The organism is Minwuia thermotolerans (genome assembly GCF_002924445.1).
Lineage (GTDB): Bacteria > Pseudomonadota > Alphaproteobacteria > Minwuiales > Minwuiaceae > Minwuia > Minwuia thermotolerans.
Genome location: NZ_PIGG01000064.1, coordinates 132,579 through 145,738, shown reverse-complemented (window position 1 = coordinate 145,738; position 13,160 = coordinate 132,579). Strand labels below are relative to the sequence as shown.

Annotated in this window: 9 protein-coding genes; 5 read left to right on the top strand and 4 right to left on the bottom strand. The window is 67.0% G+C overall.

The annotated features are described in order from the left end of the window. Positions 1 to 68: 68 nt before the first annotated feature. Complete coding sequence (locus tag CWC60_RS17805) at positions 69 to 3,203, bottom strand: efflux RND transporter permease subunit (protein WP_109795261.1); 3,135 nt, start codon at positions 3,201 to 3,203, stop codon at positions 69 to 71. Further along, complete coding sequence (locus tag CWC60_RS17800) at positions 3,200 to 4,597, bottom strand: efflux RND transporter periplasmic adaptor subunit (protein WP_109795260.1); 1,398 nt, start codon at positions 4,595 to 4,597, stop codon at positions 3,200 to 3,202. The genes CWC60_RS17805 and CWC60_RS17800 overlap by 4 nt, the downstream gene beginning before the upstream one ends. A gap of 132 nt (positions 4,598 to 4,729) precedes the next feature. On the opposite strand from CWC60_RS17800, the gene argE reads away from it, so the two are divergent. Together argE and CWC60_RS17790 are read left to right on the top strand one after the other, a co-directional pair. After that, on the top strand, positions 4,730 to 5,887 hold the full coding sequence (argE, locus tag CWC60_RS17795) for an acetylornithine deacetylase (protein ID WP_109795259.1): 1,158 nt from the start codon (positions 4,730 to 4,732) through the stop codon (positions 5,885 to 5,887). A gap of 163 nt (positions 5,888 to 6,050) precedes the next feature. After that, entirely contained in the window at positions 6,051 to 7,685 is a 1,635-nt protein-coding gene (locus tag CWC60_RS17790) for a BCCT family transporter (RefSeq protein ID WP_109795258.1), read from the top strand. A 74-nt stretch (positions 7,686 to 7,759) separates the two neighbouring features. Here CWC60_RS17790 and CWC60_RS17785 read toward each other — a convergent pair whose 3' ends face one another. Together CWC60_RS17785 and CWC60_RS17780 are read right to left on the bottom strand one after the other, a co-directional pair. Continuing rightward, the gene (locus tag CWC60_RS17785) at positions 7,760 to 8,725 is read right to left on the bottom strand and encodes an endonuclease/exonuclease/phosphatase family protein (protein ID WP_109795257.1); all 966 of its coding nucleotides are present in this window, start codon (positions 8,723 to 8,725) and stop codon (positions 7,760 to 7,762) included. A gap of 70 nt (positions 8,726 to 8,795) precedes the next feature. Continuing rightward, positions 8,796 to 10,457 (bottom strand): electron transfer flavoprotein-ubiquinone oxidoreductase, encoded by a 1,662-nt coding sequence (locus tag CWC60_RS17780; protein ID WP_109795256.1) that lies wholly within the window; start codon positions 10,455 to 10,457, stop codon positions 8,796 to 8,798. 152 nt (positions 10,458 to 10,609) lie between these two features. Between CWC60_RS17780 and CWC60_RS17775 the strand changes: the two genes are divergently transcribed. The 3 genes from CWC60_RS17775 to CWC60_RS17765 all read left to right on the top strand — a co-directional run bounded on the left by CWC60_RS17775 (position 10,610) and on the right by CWC60_RS17765 (position 13,153). After that, positions 10,610 to 11,443: a uracil-DNA glycosylase gene (locus tag CWC60_RS17775; protein ID WP_109795255.1), complete on the top strand. Its 834-nt coding sequence runs from the start codon at positions 10,610 to 10,612 to the stop codon at positions 11,441 to 11,443. A gap of 219 nt (positions 11,444 to 11,662) precedes the next feature. Then, a complete protein-coding gene (locus CWC60_RS17770; RefSeq protein ID WP_109795254.1) occupies positions 11,663 to 12,265 on the top strand; it encodes a hypothetical protein in 603 nt (200 codons plus the stop codon). 78 nt (positions 12,266 to 12,343) lie between these two features. Next, positions 12,344 to 13,153 (top strand): enoyl-CoA hydratase/isomerase family protein, encoded by an 810-nt coding sequence (locus tag CWC60_RS17765; protein ID WP_164516621.1) that lies wholly within the window; start codon positions 12,344 to 12,346, stop codon positions 13,151 to 13,153. Positions 13,154 to 13,160 lie beyond the last annotated feature (7 nt).

Sequence of the window (13,160 nt, the reverse complement as noted above, 5' to 3'; positions counted from 1 at the left end):
ACCGTTCCGGCTTCAAGACTGACCGGATGCCCGCACAGGGCGGGCACGGCGTCACTGGCCGACCGATCTCAATCGGCCCCTTCCGCGCCGCGCAACCGGCGGAGGAGTCGGCGGCGGCCTTCGCCGATGTCGATCAGCATGCCCAGCAGCGCCGGCACCACGAACAGCACCAGCATCGACGCGGTGGCGAGGCCGAAGACGATGGTGATCGCCATCGGAATCAGGAACTGGGCCTGCAGGCTGGTCTCGAACATCAGCGGCGTCAGCCCGACGATGGTGGTGATCGAGGTGAGGGTCACCGCCCGGAGGCGGTCACCGGCGCCCGAGACAATGGCTTCCATTGCGCCCTCGCCCTCGGCCACGCGGTCGTCGATGGCGGCGACCAGGATGATCGAGTTGTTCACCAGGATGCCGGCCAGGCCGATCAGCGCCACCAGCGACAGAATGGACAGGTCGTAACCCAGCAGCAGGTGTCCGAGAACCGCGCCGATCAGGCCGAAGGGAATGATGGACATGACGATGATCGGCCGGCTGTAGGAGGCGAAGACCCACGCCAGGATGATGTAGATCGCGGCGAGGCCGACCGCGGCGCCCACCTTCATGTCGCCAAAGGTCTGCTGTTGCTCCTCGGCCTTGCCGGCGAAGCGGTAGTCGACGCCGTACTGCCGGGCGATGCGGTCGAGCGGTCCGTCCTCGAGCGCGTCGATGACAGGCCCGGCGCCGGTCACGGTCTCGTCGATCTCGGCGTACACCCCGACTTCCCGGTGGCCGTCATTGCGCCGGATGCGCGCGAATCCGGCGTCCTCGCGGAAGCGGACCACCTCCTCCAGCGGCGTCTCGGCGCCGGAGGGACTGCGGATGTACATGGTCCGGATCGCGGCCTCCGTCGCGGCCTCGTCGGGCAGCTGCACGCGGACCGTGACCTCCTCGTCGCCGCGCGCGAAGCGTTTGGCGATGGCGCCCTGGAACGCGTCGCGGACCTGGCGGGCCACGGTTTCGGTGGTATAGCCGAGCGCCCGCCCCCGCGGCGTCAGTTCCAGGATCAGCTCCTGCTTGCCGTAGGGCAGGTCGTCCTCGACGTCGCTGACGCCGGCGAAACGGTCCAGTTCCTCCTTCACCGCCTGGGCCGCCCGTTTGAGGCTCTGCACGTCGCCGCCGAACAGGCGGATGTCCAGTTCGCGCCCGGGCGGGCCAGCGGCCGGCTGCTGCATCGAAAAGCGCTTCAGGCCGGGGACCGGCTGGAACTCCTCGCGCCAGGCCTCGACCACCTCGGTGGTGCGGACGTCACGGCTGTCGGACGGCGCCAACTCCACCTGGATGCCGCCCAGATTGTCGCCCGGCACGCTCTCGAAGGAACGGCCCTGGCTGCGGCCCACCCGCTGGAAGGCGATCCTGACCAGGCCGCCCTCGCCGTCGGTCAGGCGCTGCTCGGCGCGGCGCAGAGCATCGACCAGCTCGTCCAGCGCCGCCAGCGCGTCCTCGCGCGGGGTGCCGGCGGCCATCTCGATATTGCCCTCGATGGTGTCTGACTCGGGGCTGGGGAAGAAGTTGAAGCCGACGCGCCCGCTGCCGACCAGGCCGATGGAGAGGATCAACGCGGCGACAATGGCGCCGATGGTGACATAGCGGTAATCCACGGCGCGCTGCACCGCCGCCGTGAAGGGTCCATCGCGCAGCCGGTCGAACCCCGCATCGAAACGCTCGCGGAATCGCCCGTACCAGCCCGCGCGGCGGCTGTCGCCATGCAGCGCCTCGCGCAGATGACCGGGCAGCACGAAGAAGCACTCGATCAGGCTGGCGACGAGCACGGAAACCACCACCAGCGGGATCGCGACGATGATCTGGCCGATCACGTCCCCGATCAGGAACAGCGGCATGAAGGCGGCGATGGTGGTCAGCGCCGCCGCGGTCACGGGCGCCAGCATCCGCAGCGCGCCCTTTTCCGCCGCCTCCAGCGCACCGTGGCCGCGCCGCCGCAGGGTGGCGGCGTGTTCACCGACCACGATGGCGTCGTCGACGATGATACCCAGCGTCATGATCAGCGCGAAGAGGCTCACCATGTTGATGCTTTGCCCGGTCAGCAGCATGACCGCGGCGGTGGCAAAGATCGCGACGGGAATGCCCATCGCGACCCAGAAGGCGACGCGCGCCGACAGGAAGATGAACAGCACCACCAGCACCAGAACCAGCCCGCCCAGGCCGTTGTTGACCAGCAGGCTGATGCGGTCCTCGATCAGGGCGGCGGCGACGCTGTATTCGGTGATCTGGACCGTGGGCGGCAAGGTCGGCCGGATGTCGGCGACGTAGCTCTCGACGATCGCCGCGGCCTCCAGGGCATCGGTGGTGGTCGCGCGCTTGACGATCATCTCGATCGCCAGGTCATCGCCCAGCCGCCCGACGGGCTGATCGTCATCGAAGCCTTCCGTCACCCGAGCGACGTCGCGCAGCAGGATCGACTGCCCCCCGGCAGTCGCGCGCAGCTCGATCTCGCCGAAGCCGGGCGCGGTCTTGCGCTCGCCCAGGGCGCGTACCTGCATCTGCGAGGCGCCGCCCAGTTCCCCCGACGGCAGGTCGACGGACGTGTCCGCGATCCGCTGGGCGATGTCGCCGATGGTCATGTCCAGCCGGCGCAGCGCCTGCGGCGGCACCTTCACCTGGACCTCCTCGTCGCGCATGCCGAAGAAGTCGATCTTGTCGACACCCCGCGCCAGCAGGTCGTCGCGGATACGTTTGGCGACGGTCTTCAGCTCGGCCTCGCTGACGTCGCCGCTGATCACCAGCCGCGAAATCTCGTCATAACGCACCACGCGCTTGACCAGCGGTTCTTCCGCATCCTCGGGCAGGGTCGTCACCCCGGCGACGGCGGCGTCCACGTCGGAAAGCGCCGACTGCATGTCGGTGCCGGCCTGGAACTCCACGACGATGGTCGCCGCGCCTTCGCTGGAGTAGGAGTTGACTTCCTTCACCCCGTCGAGAAAACGCACCTCCGGCTCCACCGCCGAAACGATGTTGGAATCGACGTCCTCGGCGCTGGCGCCGGGCCAGGCGATGGAAACAGTAACGAAGTCCAGGCCGGTATCGGGGAAGAACTGCGTATTCAGCCGGTCGAGCGCGAAGATGCCGCTGATCAGCATCAGCGCCATCAGCAGGTTCGCCGCGTTGCGGTGGCGAACGAAGATCGAGACGAGCTGGGCGGGATTCATCGGCCGCTCGCGGCTTCGGCCCCGTCATCGCCGCCGGCGGCCGCGTCGCGCACCCGCACGCCGGGCGCCATCTCGTTGAACCGGGTCAGCACCACCCGGGCGCCGCTTTGCAGTTCGCCTTCGACGATCACATCGTCGCCCTGCCGCGCCAGCACCTCGACGTCACGGCGGACCAGGCGGCCCTCCTCGATGACGAAGACGCGATTGTCGTCATGGACCGCGACGGCCGGCAGGCGGATCGTGTCCGGGAAGCGCCGGTCGGGCAGCTCGATCTCGACGAAGGCGCCGGGACGGATCGGCAGATCCAGGCCGTCGGCGGCCAGCAGGGCATAGAAGGTCACGCCGCCGGAACCCGGATCAATCTCGGAAGTGATGCGGGAGATCACGGCCTCGTAGGCCAGACGCTCCGGTCCCATCTTCCAGGTCACCGTGGCGGGCCGGCCATCCAGCCCGCCATCGGCGAGCAGGCGGCCGTACTGGGCGTCCGAGAGGTGCCCGCGGGCCTCCAGCGAGTCGGCGGCGACCAGGTGGGCGACGCGGTCGCTGGGGCCGAGCAGGGATCCGACTTGCGCCGAAACCTGGGAAAGGAAACCGTCGAAGGGTGCGCGCAGCTCCGTGCGCGCGAGGTCGCGCTCGGCGCGGGCAAGCGAGACCTGCAGCCGCTCAAGCGCGGCCTGTTGCTGCTGCATGCGCGCCTGCTCGGCCTCGATCGCCGCTTCCCGCTGGGTGACCTTCTGCTGCTGCGTCTGATACTCGATCCGGGCATTGCCGAGCGACTGGTCGGAAATCGTGCCCTTCTGGTTCAGGCGCTCGAAACGCTCGACGTCCTGGGCCTTGATCTCGAGGATCGAGCGGTCCTCTATGAGGGCCGAGCGCTCGGAGGCGAGCCGCGCGCGGGCCTCGGCGACGCGCGCCCTGGTCTCGGCGATCTGCGCTTTGAGTTCGTCGACGGCGGCGACGTAGTCGAACGGGTCGATGCGGAGCAACAGATCGCCCTGACGCACCGTTCCGCCATTGCGGAAATAATCGCCGACCTCCACGACCTCGCCCTGGACAAGGGCCCGCATGTCGGCCTCCCGGCCCGCTGCGATTTCTCCGAACGCGGTGATGACCGGGAAATTGTCGCTGCGTTCGGCCGGCATGGTCGAAACCGAATAAACCGTTTCGCCGCGTTCGGCCGGCGTCAGCGTGGAGCGGGTCATGAACAGCGCCACGGCGCCGGCGACGCCCGCCAGGATGAGCGCGATCAGGCCGACATAGTTCACCATCCGCCGACGGCGGCCAGAGCGCACGCCGCCGGACGCTTCCGGCACACCGGAGACGCGGAGGAGGTCGCCGTCGCGCGCCGTCGGTCTGGTCTCGGTCCATTCGCTCTTGCTGGAATCGGGCGCCACTTGCTTTACGTTCCCGTCAATCACGCCGCAGATATGGATGCGGCGCAGATGTGAAACAACGACCCGGTACGCAACAATTCGTAACTGCACCGGACCCTATCATCGTCCGGCCCGGATAACTAACGTGACGCCATGAACAGCCAGACTGACAACGCCATCGAGATTCTCGAGCGGCTGGTGGGCTTCGATACCACCAGCCGGGATTCCAATCTGCCCCTGATCGACTGGACCCGGGATTACCTGGACGGCCTCGGCATCGAAAGCCGCAAGGTGATGAGCGAGGACGGCCGAAAGGCCAACCTGGTCGCCACCATCGGCGGGGAGGGTGACGGCGGGATCGTGCTCTCCGGCCATACCGATGTGGTGCCGGTTGACGGCCAGGACTGGCATACCGACCCCTTCCGCCTCACCCGCAAGGGCGACCGGCTCTATGGCCGCGGCGCCTCCGACATGAAGGGCTTCATCGCCTGCGCGCTGGCGGCCGCGCCCCGCCTGAAGGAGAACCGGCTGTCGCGGCCCGTCCACTTCGCCTTCTCACACGACGAGGAGGTCGGCTGCCTGGGCGTCGGCGGCATCATCGACCACTTCGCCACCGCCGGCCTGAGACCCGCCATGTGCCTGGTCGGCGAGCCGACCATGATGCGCGTCGTCAACGCCCAGAAGGGCTGCACGGTGTTCCACACCACCCTGAAGGGCAGGGAAGTGCATTCCTCCCAGATCGACCGGGGCGTCAACACCGTCTACTACGGCGCCGAACTGGTCAGCTTCATCGCCGGACTGGCCGAAGAGCGGATGCAGCGCCCCGCGCCGGCGTTCGATCCGCCCTACACGACCGTCCATGTCGGCCTGATGCATGGCGGCACGGCGGTCAACATCGTGCCCAACCACTGCGAGATCCGCTGGGAATACCGCGCTGTCCCCGGCGACGACGGCGCCGACATCCGCAAACGCGTTCAGGCCTTCATCGAGGAAAACCTGTTGCCGCGCATGCGCAAGGGCTTCCCGGAAGCGTCGGTGGAAACGATCGTCAAGGCCGACGTGCCGGGCCTCGCGCCCGAGCCGGACGGCGCGGCGGAGACGCTGTTCAAGCGCCTGGCCGTCCGCAACGACACCGAAGCCGTATCCTATGGCACCGAGGGCGGAATCTTCCAGGAGGCGGGCATGTCCACGGTGATCTGCGGCCCCGGCGACATCGGCGTCGCCCACCAGCCGAACGAGTTCGTGGACGTCGACCAGATCAGCCGCTGCATGGACCTGATGGACCGCCTGATCGCTCATCTGGCCGACTGACCAGGCCGGTTTCCAAGCCGAAAGCCTGTCGGGATGCGGCTTCGCCGTGTCGCAATGGGGGGTTACATCTGCCTATTCCGCAGGCACAATGTCATGATTCGGTAAAGGTGGCAGAACACCGCTGCGCGCAGAAGCCCGACCCAACAGAAACGGAGGGGGGAACATGAGCGATTCCACAGCCGACGCCATTCGGGCGCCGGAAGGACCGGCCGACCTCATCGATACAGAATACGAGATCGGCCAACACAACATTCAGACAAGGCTCGGACCGTTCGGTCTGGACATTCACAACCCGGTCTTTCTTGTTTCGGGACTTGTGATCGTCGCCTTCGTCGTGCTGACACTGGCCTTCCAGAACAGCCTGGCGCCCGCTTTCGAGAGCCTGAGAGCCTGGCTGACATCGTCGCTGGACTGGTTCTTCCTGCTTTCGGCGAACATCTTCGTGATCCTCTGCGTGGTGCTGATCTTCACCCCGCTGGGGAAAGTCCGCCTGGGGGGCAAGGATTCGAAGCCCGACTATTCCTATCTCGGCTGGTTCTCGATGCTGTTCGCCGCCGGGATGGGCATCGGCCTGATGTTCTACGGCGTCTCCGAACCCATTTCGCATTTCAGTTCGTCCGTGGGCGGAACGGCGGTCGGCGAGGGCGGCGCGCGCACCGACTGGGCGCCGCTGGGCGCCGCGGCCGGCGATCAGCAGGCCGCGCTTTCGCTGGGCATGGCGGCGACCATCTTCCACTGGGGTCTGCACCCCTGGGCGATCTACGCCATCGTCGCGCTGGCGCTGGCGCTGTTCAGCTACAACAAGGGCCTGCCGCTCACCATCCGCTCGATCTTCTACCCGATCTTCGGGGAGCGGGTCTGGGGCTGGACCGGTCACGTCATCGACATCCTGGCGGTGTTCGCAACGCTGTTCGGCCTCGCCACGTCGCTGGGTCTCGGCGCCACCCAGGCCAATGCCGGCCTCGACTTCCTGTTCGGCATCACGACATCGACCGGCGCACAGGTCGTCCTGATCCTGCTGATTACCGCGGCGGCGCTGGTGTCGGTGCTCGCCGGCCTGGACAAGGGCGTCAAGCGGCTGTCGGAGATCAACATGCTGCTGGCGATCCTGCTGCTGGGCTTCGTCGTCATCGTGGGGCCGACCCTGGCCATCTTCACCGGCTTCTTCACCAATCTCGGCGCCTATGTCACCGAGCTGGCGCCGCTGTCGAACCCGTTCGGGCGTGAGGACGCGAACTTCAGCCAGGGCTGGACCGCCTTCTACTGGGCCTGGTGGATTTCCTGGTCGCCGTTCGTGGGCATGTTCATCGCCCGGGTCAGCCGCGGCCGCACCGTGCGCGAGTTCATGGTCTGCGTGCTGCTGATCCCGTCGATCGTGTCGGTGTTCTGGATGACCGCCTTCGGCGGCACCGCGATCCACCAGATCGTCGATCAGGGCTACACCGCGGTGCAGGAGGCCAGCCTGGAGATCAAGCTGTTCGAGATGCTGGGCGCGCTGCCGCTTGCCGAGATCACCTCGCTGGTCGCGATCATCCTGGTGATCGTGTTCTTCGTGACCTCGTCGGACTCCGGTTCGCTGGTCATCGACACGATCACCGCCGGGGGCAAGGTCAACGCCCCGGTCTCCCAGCGCGTGTTCTGGTGCATCTTCGAGGGCCTGGTGGCGATCGCGCTGCTGCTGGGCGGCGGCCTCGCCGCGCTGCAGGCCATGGCGGTGTCAACGGGCTTCCCGTTCACCATCGTGCTGCTGCTGGCATGCTTCGCCATCGTCAAGGGGCTCAGGTCCGAGCCCAGATAGACGCGCACCGAAGCACTTCACCTCTGCAAGGGGTCGGAGTTCCGCTCCGGCCCCTTTCTTTTTTCTTGCTGACGTCACCAGCGCAGGTCGACGTCGACGGCAAGCTCCACGTAGACGGCGAAGTGGTCGGAACCTGTCGGCGGCCCGATATCGACGCGACGGATACCGAGGCCGGGGCCCAGCCAGACGTGATCGATCGCCAGACCGGCGGCGGCGAAGGTCGAGAACCAGGTGCTGTGCGGCGGCCCGCCGGCGAAGGCGTCGGCCAGCCCGCCAGCCTTCAGCGACTTGTGGTAGACGGCGTTCCACGGCGTCAGGTTGAAATCCCCGATCATCGCGACCCGTCCGCTGACGGCGCGTTCTTCGCTCGCCATGCCCGCCTGCATGGCGGCGGCCATGATCTGTTGATCCCGGAGACGGTGATAGTCGGCAGACAGCGGCGGTGGCGGATGCAGCACCAGCAGCGCCATGCACTTGTCAGCGTCGAGCTTGCCGCAGAGCCGGATCCCGAGCGTGCGGCCGGAAGGTCCTCCGGCGTGCTCGTGGATGCGGAAATCGCGGATCGGCGTGCGGCTGAGGATGACGGCGCCGAACACGCCGGGCTCGCCCACCGAGTAGGGGAACTCGGGGAAGGTCCGGCGGATGTCGGCGATGTTCCAGGCGAAAACCTCCGTCAGCGCCAGCACGTCGGGCTGCCGGGCGCGGACAAAGGCGCGGAATTCGAACAGGTCCACCGTGCGCCTGGCCGTATTGTAGAAAAGGATCGAGACGTCATGCGCCGCCATCGCCGGCGGCGGCGGGGGCGACTGCAGCGCCGCGCGCGCGACCGGAAAGCCGTTGAGCAACACCGCCGCCGCCAGCACCGCGGAAGTGCGGCGGCTGCCCAGCAGCAGCGCGAGAAGGCACAAGGCGGCGCAGGCGATCAGAAGCTGAAGCCGCAGGCTCGCCAGGACGTCGAAATACCAGATGTCGGCGAAGACGAAACTGCCCGCCGTCGCCAGGAGCACGATCACCGCGATCCCAAAGCCGAGCCGCCTCATGGCCGGCGCCCTCCGTCAGGCGGGTCTCCGGCGCGGCGCGGCCTTCTGCCGGCCCCGCGTTCCCCCGCCGTCACATGTTCGGGTAATTCGGTCCGCCGCCACCCTCCGGCGTCACCCAGACGATGTTCTGGGTGATGTCCTTGATATCGCAGGTCTTGCAGTGCACGCAGTTCTGCGCGTTGATCTGCAGCCGCGGATTGGAGCCGTCGTCGTCGCGGACGATCTCGTAGACCCCGGCCGGGCAATAGCGTTGCTCCGGCGCGTCATAGTACTTCAGATTGTGCTCCACCGGCACGCTGTCGTCCTTCAGCGTCAGATGGATCGGCTGGTCTTCCTCGTGATTCGTGTTCGAGAGATAGACCGAGGACGGCTTGTCGAATGTCAGGACGCCGTCGTACTTCGGATATTCGATCGGCCTGGCGTCCGACTTCTTCTTCAGCACCTCGTTGTCCTTGTGGCCGTGGCTGAAGGTCCAGGGCACGTTGCCACGGAAGATCAGCTGCTCGATGCCGGTGTAGAGCATGCCGCCGATCAGACCCCACTTGGCGAAGCTCGGGCGGACATTCCGGGCCTGGTGAAGTTCCTTGTAGACCCAGCTTTCACGGTAGGCTTCCGGATAGGCCTCCAGCACCCTGGCCGGCTCGCCGCCCTCGCCCGCCGCCTGCAGCGCCTCGAAGGCGGCCTCTGCGGCCATCATGCCTGTCTTGATCGCCGTGTGGCTGCCCTTGATCTTGGGCACGTTCATGAAACCGGCGGCACAGCCGATCAGCGCGCCGCCCGGGAAAGCCAGGTCGGGCACGCACTGCAGGCCGCCCTCGTTGAGCGCGCGGGCGCCGTAGGAGATGCGCTTGCCGCCTTCCAGATAGTGCCGGATATCGGGATGGGTCTTGTAGCGCTGGAACTCGTCATAGGGCGACAGATACGGGTTGGTGTAGTCCAGCCCGATGACGAAGCCGATCGCCACCTGGTTGTCCTCCAGGTGGTACATGAACGACCCGCCATAGGTTCCGCGGTCCAGCGGCCAGCCGGTGGTGTGGACGACCAGGCCCTCCTGGTGCTTCTCCGGGTCGATCTCCCAGAGTTCCTTGATGCCGATGCCGTAGGTCTGCTGCTCGCAGCTTTCCTGCAGGCTGAACTTGTTCATCAGCTGCCGGGTCAGCGACCCGCGGCAACCCTCGGCGAAGAAGGTGTACTTCGCATGCAGTTCGATGCCGGGGGTGTAGCTTTCCTTCTTCTCGCCGCTGCGGCCGATGCCCATGTCGCCCGTGGCCACGCCCTTCACCGAGCCGTCCTCGTGATAGAGCACTTCGGCGGCCGCGAAGCCCGGGTAGATCTCGACGCCCATCGCCTCGGCCTGCTCGCCCAGCCAGCGGCAGACATTGCCCAGGCTGACAATGTAGTTGCCGTGGTTCTGCATCGGCGGCGGCAGCAGCTTGACCGGCACGCTGATGCTGCTCGGTTCGGTCAGCAGCAGGAACTTCTCGGCGCTGACGGGCACGTTCAGCGGTGCGCCCCGCTCCTGCCAGTCCGGAAACAGCTCGCCGATGCCCTTCGGATCCACCACGGCGCCGGAAAGGATGTGTGCGCCGATCTCGGAACCCTTCTCGAGCACGCAGACCGCGATCTCGTTGCCGGCTTCCTCGGCCATCTGCTTCAGCCGGATGGCCGCCGCAAGCCCCGAAGGTCCGCCGCCGACAACGACGACGTCATATTCCATTGAATCGCGTTCCATCCCCAACTCCCTGGCAGAGCCGCCGATGGCGCTGTACCGGCGGCCTTCATCACAGTAATGACAGTTCCCACAATTTCAAACGCACGGCAATGGCGGGCGGATCAGCCCTCCGGCGGTGCCATCCGACGCCGAAACGCCTTAGAATGGGGCCTATGGACGACCGGGAAGCCCGATTCAAGTCTGACCTCGCGGTGCTGCAGTTCTACGTCGACGCCGGCGTGGACGTGGCGATCGAGGCCGAGCCTCACGACCGCCTGGCCCCCCCGCCGCCCGTGCCGGCGCCGCAGGTCGAGGACGTCCGGCCGGCCCGTGTGGTCACCGCCGGGACGCCGCGGCAGACCCCGGCATCGGAGATCGACAGCGACCGCCGGGCGGTGGCAAGCGCGCAGCGGATCGCACCGGCCTGCGAGACCCTGGAAGACCTCAGGGCCGCGCTTGAGCAGTTCGAGGGACTGGCCATCCGCCAGACCGCGACGCAACTCGTGTTCGCCGACGGCAATCCGGAAGCCGAGATCATGATCATCGGCGAGGCCCCGGGACGCGAGGAGGACCGGCACGGCAAGCCTTTCATCGGCGAGGCGGGACGGCTGCTGGACCGGATGCTGGGCGCGATCGGACTGGACCGGGATTCGGTCTACATCACCAACACGATTCTGTGGCGCCCGCCCGGCAACCGAAAGCCGAACCCGGCCGAGATCCAGGCCATGCTGCCGTTCCTGAAGCGCCATATCGAACTGGTCCGCCCGAAAGTCATGGTGCTGGCTGGGGGCACTGCGCTGTCGGCCCTCTATGACGTGGAGGCGCGGATCACCCGCGAACGCGGCAAGTGGCGGGTCTACGAAGCCAGTTTCGGCCCGGCGCCTGTCCTGCCGATCTTCCATCCCGCCTATCTGCTGCGCAATCCGGCGGCCAAGAAGGAAAGCTGGTCCGACCTGCTGGCCCTGCAGGCGAAATGCGCCGAACTGGGGATCACCGGCCAGACGTGACGGGTCCTGTCTTCGACGGCCCGGAAACGGCGCGTCATGTTTTCCTGTGGCCAGTGTCCGGCCGGACTTGGTAACAATACTGCAACATTACGCCCGTTCAGGGAGAGGTGCGGCCATCAGGTTTCCGGGTCGATGAGATACAGTTCCGGCACGCTCACCGTATTGCTGGAAAGATTCGGGGATGCCGACGCGTTCATTCTCTCCCGATGGGGAGTCCGGATGGCGGTCGCAGGGGGACTGCTGCTCTGGATCGCCGCCATCGCCATCCTGGACAGGCTGTTCGGCCTCGACGATACGGAACAGGGCGCGGTCGAGAACCTGCAGCTTGTCGCGTTGAGCGCGGCCGGCGCGCTCTGGCTGCTTGCGGCGGCCCGTCCCCGCCCCGAGTTCGCGGAAACATTCCGCGCCTTCGCCCTCGGCGTCGCGGCGGCATGCATTGCCGGGCTGGGGCGTGAGATCACCTGGGGCGAGATCTGGGACTGGCCCGCCGACGCGGTGCTGGCGGCCCATCTGGTCAGCTGGCCTGCCGCCGCCGCCCTGGTCCTGGCCGCCTTCTATCGCTGGCTGTTCCGGGAACCCTCGAGACTGGAAGGGCTACGCAAGGCGTTTGCCTCAATGGAGTTCGAGTTCCTGATCATCGGCGTAGGCTGCTTCCTGGCCGCGGACCTGCTCTTCGAGAAGGGGGTGCTTCAGCTCCATCAGGACAAGGTGCTCGAGGAGGCGATCGAACTGTTCGCCTATGCGCTCTGGTTGGCCGGCGCCCTCCATGCCGCGCTCCGCCGGCGGAGACGCGGCCGGCGCGGCACCACCGCGGCGCGTTAGCAGGTTGGCGCGGGGTCTCTTGAGCCGGCGGCGCGGACGGTGCACCATCCCGGACCGGCATCCTGAGGAGGAATGAAGATGACCGATCGCTACGCCGAGTTCAGCACCTTCGAGGTCGACTATCCGGCCGAGCGCGTGCTGCGGCTCACCATCAACAACCCGAAGTCCATGAACTCGCTGGACCAGACGGGCCACAACCACCTGACCTATGTCTGGAACGAGGTCGACAAGGACCCGGATATCTCGGCGGTGATCCTGACCGGCAAGGGCAAGGCGTTCTCGGCGGGCGGCGACTTCAAGATGATCGACGCGATGGTGAAGGACTATCACGCCCGCGTCCGCTCCTGGAAGGAAGCCAAGGACCTCGTCTACAACATCATCAACTGCGGCAAGCCCATCGTCTCCGCGATCAACGGCGTCGCCGTCGGCGCGGGACTGGTGTCGGCGCTGCTTGCCGACATCTCCATCGCGGCGAAGAACGCCAGGATCGTCGACGGCCACACGCGCCTCGGCGTGGCCGCGGGCGACCACGCGGTGATCAACTGGCCCCTGCTCTGCGGCATGGCCAAGGCCAAGTACCACCTGATGCTGTGCGAGCCGATGACCGGCGAGGAGGCCGAGCGCATGGGTCTCGTCTCCCTGGCCGTGGAGCCGGAGGAACTGGAGGCCAAGGCGCTGGAAGTGGCGACGCGGCTGGCCAACGGCGCGCCCTCGGCGCTGCGCTTCACCAAGTACGCGCTGAACAACTGGTACCGGATGGCCGGCCCCTCCTTCGACGCCTCGGTGGCGCTGGAGATGCTGGGCTTCACCTCGCCCGAGGTCGTCGAGGGACTGAATTCGCACCTGGAGAAGCGCCAGCCGGTCTTCGATCCCAAGAGCGACGCCTGAGAAAGGA